The organism is Streptomyces sp. NPDC028419 (genome assembly GCF_055565515.1).
Genome location: NZ_JBVHUE010000053.1, coordinates 25,839 through 43,468 on the forward strand (window position 1 = coordinate 25,839; position 17,630 = coordinate 43,468).

A 17,630-nucleotide genomic window follows, 5' to 3' on the forward strand; every position below is an offset into this window, starting at 1 on the left:
CGAGCACGGCAAAGGCCACCCTCCAGGTCGGATGGCGCCGCGACCGAGAGCGCGGCGGCCACCTACAGGGGCGGGATGGCGTCGGTTGACTGTTCGTCCGCCGGGGCGCCTGCGGGTTTCCCAACGGCAGGACGGGCTCGGCGCGCAGGGGGGAAAGGGGGAGGGGAGTAACCCAGATCTGGGTTACTCCCCTCCCCCTGCCGGAGCGGTGCAGCTACCTGTCCTTGAGGATCTCGGCTGCGGCGTTGGCCAGGCCTCGGGCGGTCCGCTCGATCGCCATGAGCGTGCCTCTGCTCGCGCCGCTCATAACCCCGGGGTCTTTCAGACCTGCGGCCAGAACTTCCAGCGCCCGCCAGCCCTGGACGGCGGGGTGCTCGCTGCTGGTTGAGGGTAGAGCAGCAGCCATTTCGTTCAATGTTGAATCACCCAAATTTGGGTGATTCAACATTGAATCAATCTCTTCGGGTTTGTTCCCCTGCTGGACCGTGCTCGCCTCCCGGCGCGACTCCCGCGAATCCTTGCGGACGGAAGCCTGAACGGGCCGGCGCTCACTGTCCGCGCGCACCTGGGCCAGGGTCTGCCCGCTCAGAGCAGGCGGTGCCGTCTTCTCCCTCACCGCGGCCCGGGCCTTCTTCACCCACCCGTTCAGGTCGGCCGCGGTGACCCGCGTCCCGTTCTGTGCAGCCCAGCCGCGCAGCTCTACGTACCCGCGGGCCAGCTGCTCCTCCCCGTACGAGTCGACGGCAGGGAGCAGGGCCTGGATGTGGGAAGCGGGCGTCGGCCGAGTCCAGAGCTGAAAGATCGCGCGGGCCAGCTGCCACTGCTGGATCCTCCGGTTGACGTCCGACTCGGACTCGCCGAGGACCTCCTGGCAGTACTCCGGCCACAGCCGGCCGCCGCCGCGGTACAGCCGTCGCGACCGCACCGCGTGCGCCGCCTTGCCCCTCATCCACTCAGCTTGGTCCGCGTACGCGAACGCCTGCTCACAGTTCGCGAGATCGCCGGCTTCCTGCGCAGTCAGGTTCCCCTCGGCCTCGATCTCCTTGGGCTCGGGGATCAGGTCAGGAGTGAAAGGCTGCGGCCGGTAGGCCGGCTTCTCCGCCGGCGCGGCGGCCGGCGCCGGGTTCACTTCTCCGCTGGGGCCGGGAACGGACGGCGCCGCCTCGGCGGGGTCGTCCTTGCGCGCGCGCTCCTCCGCGGCCTGCTTCTGCATGAGCTTCATGTACTTGCTCACGGCAGCAGCCCTCGCTTCTCCATCTCGGTCACCAGCGCGCCGAAAGCGCTCTTCTTGGCTCCGATGACCGGGAAGTTCATCGACAGCGCATACGTCTCAGAACGGGGGATCGTCGTGCTGAACACGTTCCACCCCTTCTCCTCAAGCTGCCCGCGGTAGTACCCCGTCGACGACGCGTTGGTGACGGTCCTGTTCAACAAAACCCACGTCTCCGGTGGCCGCCCATCCGCGCGAAACAACCCCGACCTGCGGATGACGTCCTGGAACGGCGTGGCCTCCGGCGGCTTGTCCACCCGGAGCCAGTCCGCCTGAGTGGGGGACATGTGCAAGATCACCAGGTCCGCGACGCGCAAGACGCTGTCCGTGATGTGCGGATGGTTCTCGGCGTGGCCGCAGTCAACGACGCTCAACCGGCCCGGGATCGGGACGACCTCCTCGTGGAACTGCGCCGTGGCCTTCTTGTGAACCGTGAAGGTGAACGGTGCCTTCACCGACCAGTCCCAGAACTGCATGGAGTGGTCGGCGTCGTACCCCTCGATCTCGTACGCGGCCTCGGACTCCATCAAGGCGTGGCTGAGCCACGCCGTGTCGGTCGTCTTAGCCATCGTCCTCGGGGACACGTTCGCAATGAGCATGGTCACGACCCTACGGCCATCACTGAGATCAACACATCAACCACCCCGCAGACGCCTTGTGGCCTGCCCCATACACAGACCCCCCTCCGCAACGCGGAGCCAGCCCGCCGCCAGGCCCGGCTCGACCGCCTGACACCGCGCCCAGGAAGCCAACCGGCAATAGGCCCGCTGGCCAGGGCCCGGTCATGCCCACCCGTGGGCATGACCGGGCTGACGCTCAGCTTCTGCGACGTGCCCACTTCAGCAGTCGGGAAAGAGGGCTGCGAGGCAGAGGCAGGGGAGTAGCAGCGGGTGGTGTGTACGGCTCGTACTCGGGACGGGCCGGCAGGGCCAACGGCCGCTGCGCGCCCTCTCCCGGCTCCCGCGCCACGACCGCCAGCTCAGGAGCCGGCTCGGTCGGCGGAGAGGAAGGCAGCGGGCTCGCCGGGGGCACCTCCGGCGCTGAGGTCTCCTCGACCGCGTCGATCGCCGGTGGGGGTGGCGGAGGCGGGCGGTGCAGAGCTTCGTAGCGCTCGCGTGCGTGCCGTCGGGCCGAGGACCAGCGCGCACCCTGGGACCGTTCGAGCCGTTCCATCACCTCGTGCGCCTCGGCCGGGTGGAACCCGGCGCGGCCCCTGCGGAGCGTGGACAGGCCGATCGGTACGAGCCCCCACCACTGCGCCCCAGGCCGCGGGCGAGGGTGGCTGATCCTCCAATCGTTGCGGCGCCAGGCGACGTCGCCGCCCCAATCCTCGCGATCGAGCCTGGGCTCGTGAGCGAACTCGTGGCCACCGTAGGGGATGTAGACCATCGCGCCGTTCACCCAGTAGACGGCCCCGCCGGCCTCGACAATCTGGAGCTGCTGCTGCGTGGGACGCACCCGCTTGTGCCGCACCGAGGTCGCGTCGCCCGCAGGGCGCACGGCCTTCTCCTTGAGGCCGCCCTGGCGGAAGTGGCGCTCGTCCTCGGCGAAGAACCAGACGTGCGCGGCGTTCGAGCCGTAGCGGGCCCGGACGGCCTGCATGCGCCGCTGCACGGCGGCCCCGTCCAGCGGACCGTGGGGGCACTCGATCACGAGGACCTGGCCGCCGTCCGTGGCGACGATGACCGCCGGCGGCGAGGCCTCGCCCGGTGTCTGGGGCTCGGGGCATTCGATGAGGGCCGGCACCCCGGGCCACGCCTTCGCCAGGTGGTCGCGGAGGTCGATGACGACCTGGAGACCGGCCTCGATCTCCCTCTGGACTCCCGCCCTGGCCGCGCAGCTATCCGCCCCGGCCTCAAGGCTCTGGCCGTGCGAGAAGCGAGGGGCATAGGCGGAGCGACTGCCGCTGCGCCGGGAGAGCGCGAGGGGCCGCCCGCAGCTCATGCACCGGTACCGCCCCGACGCCAGGGGACCGGGCGCGAGGTGGTCCGCGCTGGCCGGGTCCGGCGTCAGGGTCACGAGCTGCCCGGTGACGGTGTCTCGCGCATGCAGGGTCATGCCCTTGATCATCCACTCCCGCACCCGGACGGTCAGCCGATTTCGAAGACGGAACTGCCGCAGTGCCAGGGGGTGGGTTCGCAACGTGCCAGGGCATCCCGCCGGGGCGGGATGGGGGCGCCCCGCGGGCGCTCTGAAACGCCGCGGCCCCGGCCCCCGTTGTGGGGTGCCGGGGCCCGAGGCCGTTCTGCGGTGCCGCTACGCGCGGCGCGCGGTCTGGAGGAGGCCGCCGTAAGCCTGTGCGCTCAGGGCACGGTAGTGGCGGTGGGCGACGGAGCCCGGGCCGAGGAACAGGGCGCGCGGGGTGAAGTGCGGCCGGGGGAGGTAGCGGTCCAGCGCGGGCAGGTAGTTCCAGCGCAGACCAGGGTGTGCGGAGTGCGCGTAGTGGTGGAGGTCGCCGTACGGAAGCCAGGTGGCGGCGGCGAGCGCGGCCAGACCGCGGTTGTGCGGGTAGAGGCGCAGGCACCGGCCAGCCTCGATCTCGGCGGTGGTGCCGGCGCGGTGCTCGGGGTCGAACCAGGTGTGCTCGGCGACCAGCGACCACCAGGCCAGGAGCGGGTAGAGCGCCAGCCGAGGGAGGAGCGCCCCGGCCAGGACGGCGGGCCAGCCGCCGGTCAGGTAAGCGGCGGCGAGGACGGCGACCGGGGCGGCGCCGCGGTCCCAGTTGCCGGACTTGGGCCGCAGCGCGGTTGCGAGGGCGCGGCACGTCTCGTGGACGCCCCGGGGAGTGAGGGGGTGGACCAGGGCGAGGGCGAAGCCGGCCGGGGTGATGCCGGGGCGGAGCCCCGCTTGCGCGAGTTCGGCGAGGTTCGGGTCGGTGGCGAGGGTGGCTTGGGGGTGGTGACCGCGTACGTGGCGCTCGCGGCGGACCGGCTCCGGGATCAGGCCGAGGGGGTAGTGCGCGAAGGCCTCCGCCAGGATGCGGTTGGCGCGGCGGGTACGGGCCAGCACGCCGTGGACGGCGTGGTGGCTGACCTCCTGGAGGTGACGCAGCTGCACTGCAGTGGCTACTGCGGCGACGCTGGCTGCCCAGGGGCCGTGACTGGCCAACTGCCAGTAGCCGACGATCTGCACCCACTCGCCGATGAGCAACAGCGTCGGTGTCCAGTCGTTCGCCCGCGCCCGCTGGATGGCTATGAGGAGGGCGGCGTCCGCTACGCGGGGAACACGGCGGGCGAAGCGGAAGCGGTCAGGCAGACGAAGCGCCAAGCCGAGGGCGATCAGGGATAACGCGAGCAGCATGAGGAACGTCCCGTAAGACAGGGGTGGGCCACAACCCCACCGGTCTTACACACCGTACATCTAGTGGACTAGTTAGTGGTTGTGGGTTCCCCAACTGGGGATCTTGTGAAGCTGCCGCCGTCAGACCGCCTGTAGGTCCGGAGCTGGACTCCTCATTCAGAAGCGTCTGGTAGCTGGGCGTGCGCCCGGTCGGGACGGTGAAGCCATGCGGGAGTGAAATGGTCCCCGGCTTGCCAGTTGCCGAAGGCTTCCCGGTCCCGGCCGATCTCCTCGCTTTCCTCGGCAAGGTGCACGAAGTGGCGGGCGTTGACCAGCAGAGGGCCGGTCGCGACCACCTCCACAGAGGCGGCCCCTTCCTCGCCTCGCTGGACCAGGACGGTGGTGTCGAAGGAGAAGTCGACCCGGTGTTCCCAGCTCGGTTTGTCCGCGATGAGGGTGTACACCTGGGTGCCCTGCCACCGTACGTGCGCGCTGAACCAGATGCGCTCACCGACGTGGTACGCCTTCGCGTCCATGACCTTGTCGACCCGCACAAGCGGGGCGGAGGAGTGGTAGGCCCTCTCCAGGCCGTGCGCCGTGGGCATCAGGGTGAGGAAGGTGGTGATGCCCGCGATGTGGTTGGTGACGGCCTTCCGTACCACCGGGCCGCCCATGATCGCGTTCACTTCCTGGGTGGGCAGGGTGAACTCCTCGGCCAGCTCCTCGAGTAGCTGCTTGACGCCCCGGCTCATGAGACGGAGCCGGCCGGAGGACTCGCCGAGCCTGTTCTGCGCCTCCTCGGCCAGCGCGGGGTGGAACCCGTCCGTCGATCCGAAGTCCCCGTCGTAGGAGAGGAACCAGACCTCTTTCTCGGTCTCGGCAGCGGACAGGAGGGTGAGCCAGATCGCGGCGTCCCGCGCACCGCGGGCCTTCACCTTCTTGCCGCGCTCGTCAGACCAGACCTGCTCTGCCGGGGCCATCCTGTTGGCTTCCCGACGCAGTGCCTCCTCCGCGGCCCCGGGAGGTGTCGGCAGGATGGTGAACACCTCTTTCAGCGCGTCGCGGTACCGCATGGCGGCCTCCTCCGCCGACAGCGCGCCGGTCGAGGCTGCCAAGTCCCGGCCGAAGGCATCACTGAGTGAGCCCAACGCGTCCCGGGCAGCCTTGAGGCTCAGTTCCACTGCGTGCTGATGGTGGGCGACGAGTTCGACGGCGACCATCTCGGGGATGGCAAGGACCCGGCCGCGGAAGACGGCGAGCTTGCGGATCATGCCGAGCGCGGGACCGTGGGGGAAGACCGCTTTGGAGAACTGGTTGGTGTCGAGGACGATCACAGGGCCTCCCGCCCACGGAGCATGGCTGCTACAGGCTGGCGACGGTGGCGTTGATGCGGCTGTCGTCCCAGGTGCCGGCGTCCAGCATCGGCCGGGCCGTGGCCTCGTAGGACTGCAAGATGCGAGGGGCGGAGTCGGCGCCGTGGCCCCAGATGCTTTCGAAGCGTCCGGCCCACCGGGAGACGCCCTTGAAGTACACGGAGGAGCGGCCGCGCTGGTAGTCGGCGTCCCCTTGTTCCTCTTCGACGAGGGCCGCGGCGTTGGCGAAGATGACGACGTCGACGGCTTGGTCGGCGCGCAGGCGGTCACGCACGGCGAGGCCGCAGGTGACGCCGAGGTCGCGGTGCTGGCCTACGAGGGCGAGCAGGGAGGCGGCGAAGTCCTGGTTGGCGAGGTCGGCGGCGCGGACGATGAAGAGGCGGTCGATACGGCCGCCGGTCTCGGTGAAGCGGCGGTTCGCGGCGATGTACTCGCGGCGGCCGGTGAGCAGCGTGGGGTCGGTGGTGAGGTCCGCGGCGAGGATCCGCTGCGGCTGGGCTTGGGCCTCGGTGACGGTGTTCACCAGGAGGGTGGATAGGCGCGGCACCTCGGAGGCGTACACGCGCAGGTGGCCGTCGGCGATCTCGCCGTAGTCGCTGATGAGTTCGGCTTCGAGCTGGGCACGGACCCGGTCGTAGTACTGGGCGTCATCCATGGACTTGAGGTTAGTGATCCGGCGCAGCTGGATGAAGGTCTTCTGCGTCCAGTAGTGCCCGATGGCCAGGATGAGGATCAGCACGGCCTGGAGGAGGAGCAGCGCTTTCAGGTTGACGCGGTCCATGACCCATCCGACCACGGGGACGATGAATCCCACGATGGTGAGAACTGCGCCGAGCGCGGGTGAATTCAATGCGGCGCTGGCTCGGCTGAGCGGGCTCGGCTGCGCTTGGGACATCTCGGTTCCTCCCCCATGTCGGCCTGGTCAGGCCATAGGGACCATGATTCCCGAGGTTGTGCGGAGGCCTCACGAAAATGACGGGATCGCGGTCGAGCGGCCGGATTTCGTCCGGCCGCTCGCTCAATCCGCCTCGGGCGCCACTTGTTGGGTGGGGACGGATGGGGAGGCGAGGCCAGGAAGATCACGGATTGGTCCGCCGGCTTCGGTCCGGGACTCCCCGCGGAGCCAGCGGCTCATCACGGTGACAGAGGTCCCAGCTTCGTTTGCCAGCTCGGTGAAGGTCGGCCGTCGGCCTGGAGGCGCCAGCCAATAGCGCGTCCGCACCTCCCGGATCAGGCTGTCGGGGAACCTCTTGCCCATGTGGTGTTTCTCCCCCAGGGGCATGGTGCCGTGCAGGGTCTTGTCGGCGATGTTCTCGGCCTGGGTGCCGGCCACGAGATGCCTGGGGTTGTTGCAGTTGTTCCTGTATGTGGGCTCTGGGCAGACGTGACGGATGGTCGAGGATTCCAGGTCCTTGTAGGAGACCTCGCGATCGAGTGCGTGGGCGATGCGGTGCGTCAGGGCTGTTTGGACACCTTCCCAACGGAACTGCCCGTACCCGAATTGGTTTCGGCTCTTGGCCAGCCAGGGCCAGCAGGCGTCTTCTCCGCCGCTTCGGTCGATCTGTGCCCAGAACTCCGATATCCGGGCGAGACGGTCCAATCCGTCGATGTCACCCGTTGTGATCTTCCATCCGTCGGCGGGGGGAGGCTCGGGGGACGTCACGGCACGAGCTCCTGTGCGTCCCTCCCGTCGTGCCACCCAGGTGTCGCGGTTGTTCTCGCTCTTGGTTCCAGGGCGCAGATGCGCCGGATTGCAGCAGGGCTTGAAGTCGCAGAGATGTCTGAGCAGCGTGCTGCCGGGAAGTGCCTGGGAAAGGCCGTGAGCGAGGGTGAAGGCGACGACGTGAGCGCTTGCCGACCCCGTCATGTTCTGGCCTGCCGCTGTGTGCCCGTATGCGTTGCCCTTGACACCCTTGAACGGCCAGCACGCGTAGGGCCCCGCCGAGCGATCGACACGGCTCCAAAACCGGGCCTCCCGGTAAGCGCGCCGCTCTGGCGTCTCGATGATGCCGTAGCGCTTGCCACCATCGGTTATGCGCATACCCGCTGTCCCGTGCAGGTGCTTGTACGTCCTGCCTTGAACCAACTGGTTGATCCGAGACAGCGTCACGCCCAGCTTCTCAGCAACGGCGGTTTGGCTCATTTGCCCGGACTGCACCATCTCCCGCGCCCATAGAGCCTGCTTGTCGTCAAGTAATCGTTTGGCCACGCTGCGACGCTAGCGCGCTGCACTGACAGTCAGGATGCCCGGAGGTCTCAGGCCGTACTTGTGCGGGTCAGGGCCACGTCGTAGTCGATAGTCCACCGGTCGGCGGGGATGACGATGTCCGCGGTCTCCACGGGCCGGTCGTCGCTGTCGTAATAGGTCCGCTCGATCAGGGTGGCCAGGGAGCCGGCGGGCACGCCGAGTTGCTGGGCCTGATCGCGGTCGGTCTGGATCGGCTGGGTGCGTTCCACCGCGCGGACCACGGCGATGCCCAGGTGCGCCATCCGGTCGACGACGCTGCGGCCGGCGAAGGGCCCGCCGTCGGGGAGGACCACCGCGCTCTTGCCGGTGATGGACATCGGTTCCCAGCTGGTGCTGCTCATCACGGGCCGCCGGGCGGCGTCGAGGAACTCGTACTCGGTGCGCACGCAGTGCTGGCCGGCCTTGATCTGCAGCCGTGCCGCGATGTCAGCGGGGGCCTCGAGCTTGGCGGTGCTCTGCGCGTCCCAGGTGGAGATGCCGGCCGGGGCGAGCGGGGCGCTGGGGTATCCGGGGGCCGGGCAGCGCAGCATGTGCAGGCGCTCCTGCGGCGCGCGGACGTACGTCCCGGCCCCCGGGCGCCCTTCGAGCAGGCCCTCGGTGATGAGGAGTTCCTGGGCGCGGCGGATCACGTTCTCCCCGACGCCGTACTGCTCGCCGAGGGCTGTTCGCGAGGGGAGCCGGAAGTCGACGGCCCAGTCGCCGCTGGTGATGAGGGTGCGGAAGGCGGCGGCGACCACCAGGTAGGGGGCACTGGTCGTGTCGGCCATGAGTCTCCGTTGTCCGTCGCGGTGCTGACTGCCGGTCAGCGAGTTTCCTGATCCGTTTGACAATCTAGTCCACTAGTTCAAAACTAGTGGACTAGAAGTGCGATGCGTGATTCCGATCGTCCGGGGTGAGGCTCAATGCACGAATCAGGCGCCACGACAGCCATAGAAGCCCTGGCCGAGCTCACCGGCCAGGCACCCGAAACCGCCGAGCACAACGGCGTGGTGACCATCCGGGCCGACACCTCCCACATCCCGGCCGAGCACTGGCAGCGCCTCGTCGCCGTCCTCGAAACCGGCACCTCCTACGGCATGACCAGCACCGCGGCCGGCGAGAGCACCGTCTGGCTGCGCATCGAACCGGGAGACCCCCGCTCATGACCTCCATCCCCATCGGCGTCCCCTTCGCCAAAGGCCACGGCGCCGGGAACGACTTCATCGTCCTGGACGACCCGGACGGCGCCCTCGACCTCACCCCCGCCGACATCACCCATCTCTGCGACCGCCGCGGCGGCATAGGAGCCGACGGCCTGCTGCGCCTGGTCCGCTGCACCGCCGCCCCGGACGCCTTCGCGATGTCCGACCGCGCGCAGTGGTTCATGGACTACCGCAATCCCGACGGCTCGCTCGGCGCGATGTGCGGCAACGGCATCCGCGTCCTGGCCCGCTACCTCACCGCCACCGGCCGACACCACGACGGCACGCTCGCCCTGGCCACCCGCGCCGGCGTCCGCCACCTCGACGTCCTCGCCGGCCCCGGCGCCCACTACGGCGATGTCAGCGTCCGCATGGGCACCCCCACCCTCCCCGGCCCGGACCACATCACCGTGACCGCCGGCACCCACACGTGGCGCGCCCTCCACGTCGACGTCGGCAATCCCCACGCCGTGGTCTTCGTCGAGGACCTCGACCACGCCGGAACCCTCACCAGCGCCCCGACGGTGACGCCCATGAGCGCCTACCCCCAGGGCGTGACCGTCGAGTTCGTCCACGACCTCGGCTCCCAGCACCTGGTGCTCCGCGTTCACGAGCGCGGCGTCGGCGAGACCCCCTCGTGCGGCACCGGGGCCTGCGCTGCGGTTGCCGCCGCCATCCAGCGACGTCCCCGCTCCACCGGACCGCTCCGGTACACCGTCGACGCTGTCGGCGGCCGCCTCCTGGTTGACGTCGCCACCGACGGCAGCATGACCTTGACCGGCCCCGCCTACCTCACCACCCAAGGCACCGTCCGCCTCTACGCCTCCTGGCCCGACGCCGGCCTCGGGGGCCAGCGAGGCCTCCACCGACCCGCCTACGGCGCCCCGACCCCCGCCCTCCTCGCCCGAGCCGACCGCGCCCTCACCCGCCTCGCGGAACAACACAGCGGCATCACCGACCGAGAGGCCACCCCATGAGCCGCGACGGACACGAACCCCACCACCTCATCGGCCGCCTAGTCCGCGACATCGCCTCAGGCACCGAAGGCCACCTGATGGCCGTGGTCCGAGAAGACCTCCCCACCCACAACGGCACCCCCCGCACGACACGGCGCGCCTACATCCGCCCCACCGCCGGCGGCGTCGAACTCCCCACCGCCCTGGAGAACATCGAACCCCTCGGCGCTTCCTAATCGTTCCTGACCGACCACATCACGGCCCCGGCCCCGGCACCCTCGGGGGCCGGGGCCGCGGCATTCCACGACACCAACCTCACGCCCGCCCCCACGTGGCACGCTGATCCGATGATCGAGACTCCGCGCCTGCTGCTCCGACGGTTCCGTCCCGACGACGCGCCAGCCCTCGCCGCCTACCGGTCCGACCCCGGCATAGCCCGATACCAGAGCTGGGCCTCACCAATCACCGTGGCCCAGGCCGCCGAGATCGTCCGCGGATATGCCGAAGCCCAGCCCGAAGCCCCGGGCTGGTTCCAGTACGCGATCGAGCTGAAAGCCGACAGCCGGCTGATCGGCGACTTCGGAGTCGACCTCCACGAAAACCGCCTCCAGGCCGACCTCGGCTGCACCCTCGCCCCCGACCACCACGGCCACGGCTACGCCACCGAAGCTGTCCACGGCGTCGTAGGCCACCTCGTCGCCCACGGACTGCACCGCCTCTCAGCACATTGCGATGCCCGCAACACCGACTCGATCCGCGTCCTGGAACGCGCGGGATTCCGCCTCGAAGGACACGGCATCGAGGACGAGTTGATCCGCGGTGAATGGACGGACAGCCACACCTACGGACTCCTCGCCCGTCATTGGAAGGGCCCCTCCACCAGCGTGTGAGACGGCCGGCGGGAACACCAGCACGGAACGGCGCCCCGCTCGCCACCTCGATGTCGCGGGTCACTGATGAGCACGGACTGCTGCTGGGCAAGCCTTAGGGGAGCCTGGGCAAGCCCACCGAGGCGCGGCTTGCCCAGCACAACTCGACGTCCGACACCGTCGATCTCAAGGTGGTCAACTACTGCTGGGGCCGATCGGAGTCCGGTATGGACGGGGCGAGGTATGCGCTCTCGGCATCGCGGACGCGCTGCTGTTCCCGCAGGACGCGCATCTCCTGGACGCCGGTGTGCACGAGCCCTACGACGATGACGCAGAACAAGATCGCGAGACCGCGATCGAAAGACTGCTCTATCACCCGTCGCTGCTGGTTGATCGAGAGGGCGAACATCCATACGATCCACAGCGCGAAGGCGCCCGTGCACCACAGGGTGCAGATGGTGGCAGGGCGCCACATGCGCCTCTCCACGGGAAGCCCAAGCTCACTGCGCATCGCCCGGGTCGCGGCGTCGGCACGGCGGACGGACACGGGCGTGGCGATCATGCTCGCTGCAGCCCCTCCCAGCAGGACCGTGACCACGCTGATGGTGACGGCCGGCGCCACGCCGAGGGAATGAAGCGTCAACACCGTCGAAAAGGCCAGCGTAAGAAGCGTCACGGACAGGGCACCCCACTTCGCTGGCCACAACTGGTCGGCACCCTGGCGCCACCTCCTCCAGCACCGCCAGGCGACCCCGGCCGTGACGGCCCAGAGAATCGTGTAGAGCACCACTGCCTTCACGGACTTGTTCTCTCCCCTGTGGTGTACGTCAGATCCCCTACGGTCCGACAACCCGCGGCACAGCCGCAAGAGCGCCGGCTCGAAGCGGCCGCGCCGCCGTTGCTGGACGAGGAGCATGTGCCGGACCGCCCCGGCACAGCTCTTCCGCCGCCACAGCTGACCGCGGCCCCCGAGGGGCAAGCCTTAGGACAGCCTGGGCAAGCCACCCGTCAGGGGCGGCTTGCCCAGGCTTTCGGCTACGGGCTCCCGCGCCCGGGGCGCAGGACGTCGGCGTAGATCCGGGCCCGGACACCGGGCTCGCCGGGATCCCTGCGCACCGGGCCGATACCCGAGGTCGCCCAGCGCTTCTCCAGCGCGGCCGCGACGGATCGGACGGTGTCCTCGTCTCCGCCGGTGATGTCCAGCACCACCAGGCCGGGCTCCGCGATGTGCTGCTCGTCGATCGGCTTCATGCCCACTGCGACAGCACGACGACGCCGGGCGGTTCGCCGGCGGTGACGGAGCCACCCGTACGAGGGAGGAGACGGTAGCTCAGGTCCGGTCCGTCCATCGCACCTGGGCAAGCCTCCCCGGCCGCGGAGGCCGGCGCCGCACCCTGCCCCGCAGGAGGGTTGCACCGGAAGGGGGCTGGAGGGTTGTCTGCAGGGGTGCACTAGGCGGGGGACCGCAGGTGTGACCGTGGGTGGGACCCCCCGAACTTGGTGATCTTCCATTCGTGCAGGTCAGGGGCCGTGGGCAAGCCTCTTTCGGAGAACGACACCTCTTTCCTCACGATAGTCGAGGGGAGAGGTCTCCTCGTATTCCGGCCGGCAGCCGGCGACTTTGCGCTCGTGCTGTACCCCTGGACCCTGGCCCGCAGTGCCGTCATGCCTTCGCTGTGTTCTTCGGGATTCCGCCTCGTGTGGGTCACCGGGTGCGGGATGGTCTTGGTGTGCCCGCGGCCGCGTGTGCAGGGGCGGAAAAGGGGTTTGGGGATGCGGAACGAGTCGTGGACGACGGAGGAGTTCGGGACGTCGCACCGGGGCCGGGTGGGGGTGCTGCTGGAGGACGGCAGCGTGCCGGAGCCGGTGTACTTCGACGGGAACTCCGCGGTCGGGCACACGAGCGACTTCTGGGCCGGCTACAGCGGGCGCCCGTTCTACGGGCCCCGCGCCGAGCTGCTGCGCGCGGTGTGCGCGTGCGGCTGGACCGGTGACCGGTACCCGCTGGACTGGGCGCGGATCGGCGATGCGCCGCTGTACGAGGACGAGCCGGCGCACCAGGACGCGGCGAGGTGCCGGGAGGACTGGGACCGGCACATCGCCGCCGTCGAGGAATCGACGATCGCGCTCCCCAAGGAGGTCGACCATCTGCTGGAGAAGTTGACCGAGGCACTCGACCGGCTCGTCGATGACGCGCCGGCCGGCGCGCTGAAGGCCGCGGGCCGGCTGGAGATCCTCGCGCGGAGCATCGGCTACGACGCCGCCCACATCGCGGGCCGGTCGATGGAACCGGCGGAAGTCGGCGTCGCGCTGGGCATCAACGCGGACCAGGCCGAAGACCTCCTCGCGCACTACCGGGGCCGGTAAGCCCACGACGTGGTGGGCAAGCCTGAGGCGACCCTGGGCAAGCCCACCGGAGCGCGGCTTGCCCAGGGCCGCGGCTCGGCGACCACAGCCGTCGATCCCGCAGCGGTCGAGGGGGTTGCCTACCCTCACCTGGGCGAGCCAGGCAGCGCGCTGCCGCGGATCCGCCAGCTGCGCGGGCGCGCGAGGCCGGCAGCAGCTTTCCGGGTGCGGCCGCGTCTCCTTGCGCCTCCAGATCGGGGAACTGGCCGAACCCGGCACGCCGTCCTACGGCTGGCCCCAGCCGGGGCCGGCGCCGTCCCAGGTGAAGAGGGTGCGGTCGTAGGGGTCGATGTCGTCGGGGTCGAGACCGGCCCGACGGAGGAACTCGAAGATGTCGCGCAGATCGCGGGCGCGCCCGAGGCCTATCCCGTCGACGCGGACGCGCCGGCGGCCTTGGCCGTCGGGTGCCTCGACGAGGATCCGCGGCGCTTCAGCGTCCATGCGCTCACCCTGTGGGCAGGCGTTCACTCCAGCACGCCGAGGGCGGTGTCGGGGCGGCAGTGGATGCAGGCGGGGATACCGCGGGCGAGGAGTTCGCGCAGTTGCTCGGCGGAGGCGGGCACGCAGCGTTTTCCGGTGGCCCAGCAGTCCCCGACGTGGACCTGGGTGGGTGGGCGCCCGACACCTATCCCGTGCTCGACCAGCCACGCGGGCGGCGCCGGCGGCGTCCTGCGCTGCGCCGTCGCGGCTTCCTCCTGCTCGGCGACCAGGAGCGCGCGCTCCGCGCGGGTGAGCTCGGTGCGGAGGTAGGTCACGACGGTGCGGAGCCGGGCGGCGTCCGGCGGCAGCTCGGACATCACCGGCCCTGGACCACCATCTGACGCGCGTTTCTGCAGCTCACGCACAAGGTCGAGGCGCCGACCCCGTACCGGCAGCAGGGGGAGTGGCAGGCCGCGCACGGGCCGGTCTGGCTGGGCGCCCAGGTGACGGGCTGGGCTCTGGCGGGGGTGGAGGCGGTGGTGCTCACGGGGTGCTCCTCGACGGTGCGGACTACCTCCCTCCATTAGATCGCATGTTCGAATTTCTTGCCTAGGTGCCGTGCCGCACACCTCCGCCACCGCCTCGCACCGCGGAGAGGTGCGCCCCGGGACGGGTGCTGCTGGGGTTAGAGGGTCCCGGCGAGTGGGCGGGGGGTGCGGGTGATGCGGAGTTTGAGCTTGGCGCGGCGGGCGCGGTTGGCGCGGCGTTCGGCCTGGATGATCCGGTTGACGCGGGTCCAGGCCCGCATCCATTCCCGGTGCTGGGCCGCGGGGACCTCGTGGACGACCAGCAGGGCTTTCAGCTGCGCGCGGGAGCTGGGGAAGCGCTGTCGGGAGAGGATCAGGTGCACGGTCGTCTTGTTGACCCGCATGATCCCCACCGTGGTCTGGGTGCGCTGGTCGATCTCGCGGTACGTCGGCGCGCCCGCACCCCGGTGGACCTTGCCGAGGGCTGCGCCCATGTCGGCCTCGTCGCGGATCTGCCGGACGGCGGGAGGCCGCGTCCGGGCGCCACGGGCGGCTTGTTCCCTGCTGGCCTTGGCGTTCTCCCGCAGGATCAGCAAGGGGGCGGGGTCGATGCCGCAGGCGTTCGCGTAGGCGGTGATGACGTCCTTCGTCGGGATGGTCGTCCCGGAGGCGGCGCGCTGCAGGACGGGCCGGCTGAAGCCGCTCTTCGCGGCCAGGTCCCGGTAGGACAGCTTTGCTTGGTGGCGGGCGGCCCGCAGCCCCAGGGCGAGGCGCCCCAGGGCTCGGGCCTGGCGTGCCACCGGCTTCTCGGGCCGGCCCACGGCTGTCTAGTTGGGGGAGTTGAGGAGGCTTCGCACGACCTCGCGGACGGGCCGGCCGCTGCTGAGGCGGCCGGAGATGGCCCCGGCGATGCCCGCGCCGGCGACCAGGAGCAGGGAGTGGGTGATCGAGGTGCCCGTCGCGGTGAGGACGGTGGCGCACGCCGTGGAGACGGCGACCGCGACGGCGTGCCCGCTGGGGGGCTGCGGCTTGGTGAAGACGGTGTCGTTCATGGCTCTTCCCTGAGTTCGGCGCCGTGCCCGCACAACGTGGCGGGCAGGGCGGGAAAGGGGACGTCAAGTCCCCGCGGTTCCAACCTGATTCACGCGGGTCGCGGCGTCTGGCGCCGTCGCGACCCAAGAGCATCCTGTCACCCCGTGTGCGCCGCTCTTCACCCTGCGCGCCCTTTGGCTCCTGGCCGTCCGGGTGAGAACAAAATCGAACTCATCCACGAGAAGGGCATGCGCGGCCTGGTGTGATAGTCGGCTATCAGGGCGAACGCCGCCCCAACCCACCAGCTATGGCCTGCGCTTCGCTGATGGTGATCTTGGAGAGCCTGATTGGCTCCTCTTCGTCCCGCGCCTGCTTGCCCAACCCCGCCCGCGGCTGAGAGCATCAACGCCTGGCCGGGCTCGCCCGGTAAGGCGCCCTGCTGCTGACGGTTCCAACCGAAGCACCTCCAGGGAATCCGCACGATCGCGCTGGCGCGCGAAACTGCCAACAGAGCCGGCACCCTTCACGGGTGCCGGCTCTCGGCACATCCCCCCAGGCCCGGCTCCCCGGTCCCCCAACGCAAGCGAGCGGGCCAGTGAACGACTAGGCCCGACGGGCTCGTCGGCGGCGGGGAGCGCCCCTTGAAGCTCACGCTGCTCGGTGGGTAGCGCTGCCCAGCCTCCGTCGCCAGTCAACGTCCTGGCCCGGCCGGGCCTCTGCCCTACGGACATGCACCTGCCTGCGACCTGGTTCGGCAAGCCGCAGGCGGAGCCTGGGCGGCGCTTGCTGCTAGGGGGCGGGTTCGTAGACGACGGTGGTGGTGGGGCAGTCCTCGGCGAGCCCGAGGAGCGCCTGGACCTCGGCGTCGTCGGCGGCCAGGTCCCAGCGCAGCTTGGTGCCGACCCAGCTCGCGGCGTAGGTGCAGTGGTAGGAGCCGTCCGAGGGCAGCCACTCGGCCGGGTCCTTGTCCGACTTACTGCGGTTGGAGGCGGCCGAGACCGCGATCAGGGTGTCCGGCGACCCCTGGTCGTTCGCGTAGGCCTCCCGCCGCGCCGCCGACCACGGAGTCTGCTCGGAGTCGTAGACCTCGGCGAGCGGCACGAAGTGGTCGACATCGAGCCGGCCCGCGTCCGTCACCACAAGGTTGTCGTACGCGGAGCGCCAGGAGCCGCCGGTGAGCTTGCAGCCGGCCGCGACCTGCGGCGCCACCGCGGCTTCGGCCAGGATGACCTCCTTGCGGGTGTCGCAGCCATCGACCGTGTTCAGCCCGCGGTTCCAGTGCTTGTACAGGTCCCTCTTGTAGCCCTCGCGGTGCTCGGCGGCGACCGGGAGCCGGTCGATCGCCTCGAACAACGGCAGCGGAGCCCGGTACCCGCTCGGGCCAGCGGCCGCGACGCCGCTCCCCGTGGGGGCGGAGTGCGCGGCGGGTGCGGAGGCAAGGAGGGGGAGGGCGCAGAGCGCGAGCGCGGGCAGACCGCGGCGCATCAAGTTCTTGATCACATAGGCGGGTGTAGCCGCCCGAAGACCACCTGCGACAGCCCCCGAGCAGCCAACTCACCCGCCAGGGTGGCCGAATTCACCGCAGAAACGCCCCTGCGTCCTGCGTGTGGGACTGCGGTGGCGGCCGTACGCCTGGCACCGCCCGCTCTGCGGGCTGCTGACGGACACGGGCCGCCCCGCGTAGCCCCCGCGCTTGTGTGCTCCGCACACCAACTGCCTTAATACGCCTGGGCGAAGGCCGTCGCATTGATTGTTGGGCCCGACTGACTGACGATCCAGGCGATTTTCCTGTTGGCGTCATGTCGGATGAATCGGCAAGCGGAACTTATCGCTCCACCTCAAATTTTCATCAACATTGTTGAGCGCCCGCTTATCCCTGGATAGTGTCGAGGTGTTCGCAGGGATTAATTCACCGCAAATCCGGGACCAGCCGGACGGGCGGGTGATAATCCGTAGTGCTGTCGTGCTAGGTAAATGGGGGATTTCGAATGTTTAAGATTTCTAAGGGGCGGGCTGCGCTGGCGGTCGCCTCGGTTCCGGTCCTGCTCATGGCGGTTTCCACCTCGGCG

Annotated in this window: 20 protein-coding genes; 5 read left to right on the forward strand and 15 right to left on the reverse strand. The window is 70.0% G+C overall.

The genetic code is table 11. The features are described from left to right. Nucleotides 1–214 precede the first annotated feature (214 nt). From ACZ4UB_RS37035 to ACZ4UB_RS37070, 8 genes are all read right to left on the reverse strand, one after another. Nucleotides 215–1,234, reverse strand: coding sequence for a hypothetical protein (locus ACZ4UB_RS37035; RefSeq protein ID WP_468077296.1), 1,020 nt, complete (start codon nt 1,232–1,234; stop codon nt 215–217). After that, a complete protein-coding gene (locus ACZ4UB_RS37040; RefSeq protein WP_468077298.1) occupies nt 1,231–1,869 on the reverse strand; it encodes a ParA family protein in 639 nt (212 codons plus the stop codon). The genes ACZ4UB_RS37035 and ACZ4UB_RS37040 overlap by 4 nt, the downstream gene beginning before the upstream one ends. Nucleotides 1,870–2,086: 217 nt before the next feature. Then, nucleotides 2,087–3,328, reverse strand: a complete 1,242-nt coding sequence (locus ACZ4UB_RS37045; protein WP_468077300.1) for a hypothetical protein — start codon at nt 3,326–3,328, stop codon at nt 2,087–2,089. 198 nt (nt 3,329–3,526) lie between these two features. Continuing rightward, nucleotides 3,527–4,570, reverse strand: coding sequence for a fatty acid desaturase (locus tag ACZ4UB_RS37050; protein ID WP_468077302.1), 1,044 nt, complete (start codon nt 4,568–4,570; stop codon nt 3,527–3,529). Between the two features lie 152 nt (nt 4,571–4,722). Further along, nucleotides 4,723–5,883: a PIN domain-containing protein gene (locus ACZ4UB_RS37055; protein WP_468077304.1), complete on the reverse strand. Its 1,161-nt coding sequence runs from the start codon at nt 5,881–5,883 to the stop codon at nt 4,723–4,725. A 28-nt stretch (nt 5,884–5,911) separates the two neighbouring features. Beyond that, entirely contained in the window at nt 5,912–6,817 is a 906-nt protein-coding gene (locus ACZ4UB_RS37060; protein WP_468077306.1) for a hypothetical protein, read from the reverse strand. A gap of 123 nt (nt 6,818–6,940) precedes the next feature. Beyond that, on the reverse strand, nt 6,941–8,131 hold the full coding sequence (locus ACZ4UB_RS37065) for an HNH endonuclease (protein ID WP_468077308.1): 1,191 nt from the start codon (nt 8,129–8,131) through the stop codon (nt 6,941–6,943). 47 nt (nt 8,132–8,178) lie between these two features. Further along, nucleotides 8,179–8,937, reverse strand: a complete 759-nt coding sequence (locus tag ACZ4UB_RS37070; RefSeq protein ID WP_468077310.1) for a GntR family transcriptional regulator — start codon at nt 8,935–8,937, stop codon at nt 8,179–8,181. A gap of 135 nt (nt 8,938–9,072) precedes the next feature. On the opposite strand from ACZ4UB_RS37070, the gene ACZ4UB_RS37075 reads away from it, so the two are divergent. From ACZ4UB_RS37075 to ACZ4UB_RS37090, 4 genes are all read left to right on the forward strand, one after another. Next, nucleotides 9,073–9,315 (forward strand): hypothetical protein, encoded by a 243-nt coding sequence (locus ACZ4UB_RS37075; RefSeq protein ID WP_468077312.1) that lies wholly within the window; start codon nt 9,073–9,075, stop codon nt 9,313–9,315. Then, on the forward strand, nt 9,312–10,328 hold the full coding sequence (dapF, locus tag ACZ4UB_RS37080; protein WP_468077314.1) for a diaminopimelate epimerase: 1,017 nt from the start codon (nt 9,312–9,314) through the stop codon (nt 10,326–10,328). The genes ACZ4UB_RS37075 and dapF overlap by 4 nt, the downstream gene beginning before the upstream one ends. Then, the gene (locus ACZ4UB_RS37085) at nt 10,325–10,543 is read left to right on the forward strand and encodes a hypothetical protein (RefSeq protein WP_468077316.1); all 219 of its coding nucleotides are present in this window, start codon (nt 10,325–10,327) and stop codon (nt 10,541–10,543) included. The genes dapF and ACZ4UB_RS37085 overlap by 4 nt, the downstream gene beginning before the upstream one ends. Before the next feature lie 111 nt (nt 10,544–10,654). After that, nucleotides 10,655–11,197 (forward strand): GNAT family N-acetyltransferase, encoded by a 543-nt coding sequence (locus ACZ4UB_RS37090; protein WP_468077318.1) that lies wholly within the window; start codon nt 10,655–10,657, stop codon nt 11,195–11,197. Nucleotides 11,198–11,375: 178 nt separating this feature from the next. On the opposite strand, the gene ACZ4UB_RS37095 is transcribed toward ACZ4UB_RS37090, so the two are convergent. Continuing rightward, a complete protein-coding gene (locus tag ACZ4UB_RS37095) occupies nt 11,376–11,975 on the reverse strand; it encodes a hypothetical protein (RefSeq protein WP_468077320.1) in 600 nt (199 codons plus the stop codon). 236 nt (nt 11,976–12,211) lie between these two features. Then, entirely contained in the window at nt 12,212–12,427 is a 216-nt protein-coding gene (locus ACZ4UB_RS37100) for a DUF6207 family protein (RefSeq protein WP_468077322.1), read from the reverse strand. A gap of 522 nt (nt 12,428–12,949) precedes the next feature. On the opposite strand from ACZ4UB_RS37100, the gene ACZ4UB_RS37105 reads away from it, so the two are divergent. Further along, on the forward strand, nt 12,950–13,543 hold the full coding sequence (locus ACZ4UB_RS37105) for a hypothetical protein (RefSeq protein WP_468077324.1): 594 nt from the start codon (nt 12,950–12,952) through the stop codon (nt 13,541–13,543). A 264-nt stretch (nt 13,544–13,807) separates the two neighbouring features. Here ACZ4UB_RS37105 and ACZ4UB_RS37110 read toward each other — a convergent pair whose 3' ends face one another. The 5 genes from ACZ4UB_RS37110 to ACZ4UB_RS37130 form a co-directional block, all read right to left on the reverse strand. Continuing rightward, nucleotides 13,808–14,023, reverse strand: a complete 216-nt coding sequence (locus tag ACZ4UB_RS37110; protein ID WP_468077326.1) for a hypothetical protein — start codon at nt 14,021–14,023, stop codon at nt 13,808–13,810. A gap of 23 nt (nt 14,024–14,046) precedes the next feature. Further along, nucleotides 14,047–14,379, reverse strand: a complete 333-nt coding sequence (locus ACZ4UB_RS37115) for a DUF6233 domain-containing protein (protein WP_468077328.1) — start codon at nt 14,377–14,379, stop codon at nt 14,047–14,049. 308 nt (nt 14,380–14,687) lie between these two features. Further along, nucleotides 14,688–15,350 carry a helix-turn-helix domain-containing protein gene (locus ACZ4UB_RS37120; protein WP_468077330.1) on the reverse strand — a complete coding sequence of 221 codons (663 nt, stop codon included), beginning with the start codon at nt 15,348–15,350 and terminating at the stop codon, nt 14,688–14,690. A gap of 6 nt (nt 15,351–15,356) precedes the next feature. Next, entirely contained in the window at nt 15,357–15,581 is a 225-nt protein-coding gene (locus ACZ4UB_RS37125) for a hypothetical protein (RefSeq protein ID WP_468077332.1), read from the reverse strand. Nucleotides 15,582–16,350: 769 nt separating this feature from the next. Then, on the reverse strand, nt 16,351–17,046 hold the full coding sequence (locus ACZ4UB_RS37130; protein ID WP_468077335.1) for an HNH endonuclease family protein: 696 nt from the start codon (nt 17,044–17,046) through the stop codon (nt 16,351–16,353). Nucleotides 17,047–17,630 lie beyond the last annotated feature (584 nt).

Coding starts and splice junctions, on each gene's coding strand:
- ACZ4UB_RS37100 (WP_468077322.1), bottom strand. CDS start 12,427: ATGAAGCCGATCGACGAGCAGCACATCGCGGAGCCCGGCCTGGTGGTG.
- ACZ4UB_RS37040 (WP_468077298.1), bottom strand. CDS start 1,869: ATGCTCATTGCGAACGTGTCCCCGAGGACGATGGCTAAGACGACCGAC.
- ACZ4UB_RS37060 (WP_468077306.1), bottom strand. CDS start 6,817: ATGTCCCAAGCGCAGCCGAGCCCGCTCAGCCGAGCCAGCGCCGCATTG.
- ACZ4UB_RS37070 (WP_468077310.1), bottom strand. CDS start 8,937: ATGGCCGACACGACCAGTGCCCCCTACCTGGTGGTCGCCGCCGCCTTC.
- ACZ4UB_RS37050 (WP_468077302.1), bottom strand. CDS start 4,570: ATGCTGCTCGCGTTATCCCTGATCGCCCTCGGCTTGGCGCTTCGTCTG.
- ACZ4UB_RS37075 (WP_468077312.1), top strand. CDS start 9,073: ATGCACGAATCAGGCGCCACGACAGCCATAGAAGCCCTGGCCGAGCTC.
- ACZ4UB_RS37090 (WP_468077318.1), top strand. CDS start 10,655: ATGATCGAGACTCCGCGCCTGCTGCTCCGACGGTTCCGTCCCGACGAC.
- ACZ4UB_RS37130 (WP_468077335.1), bottom strand. CDS start 17,046: ATGCGCCGCGGTCTGCCCGCGCTCGCGCTCTGCGCCCTCCCCCTCCTT.
- ACZ4UB_RS37125 (WP_468077332.1), bottom strand. CDS start 15,581: ATGAACGACACCGTCTTCACCAAGCCGCAGCCCCCCAGCGGGCACGCC.
- ACZ4UB_RS37115 (WP_468077328.1), bottom strand. CDS start 14,379: ATGTCCGAGCTGCCGCCGGACGCCGCCCGGCTCCGCACCGTCGTGACC.
- ACZ4UB_RS37105 (WP_468077324.1), top strand. CDS start 12,950: ATGCGGAACGAGTCGTGGACGACGGAGGAGTTCGGGACGTCGCACCGG.
- ACZ4UB_RS37045 (WP_468077300.1), bottom strand. CDS start 3,328: ATGACCCTGCATGCGCGAGACACCGTCACCGGGCAGCTCGTGACCCTG.
- ACZ4UB_RS37085 (WP_468077316.1), top strand. CDS start 10,325: ATGAGCCGCGACGGACACGAACCCCACCACCTCATCGGCCGCCTAGTC.
- dapF (WP_468077314.1), top strand. CDS start 9,312: ATGACCTCCATCCCCATCGGCGTCCCCTTCGCCAAAGGCCACGGCGCC.
- ACZ4UB_RS37110 (WP_468077326.1), bottom strand. CDS start 14,023: ATGGACGCTGAAGCGCCGCGGATCCTCGTCGAGGCACCCGACGGCCAA.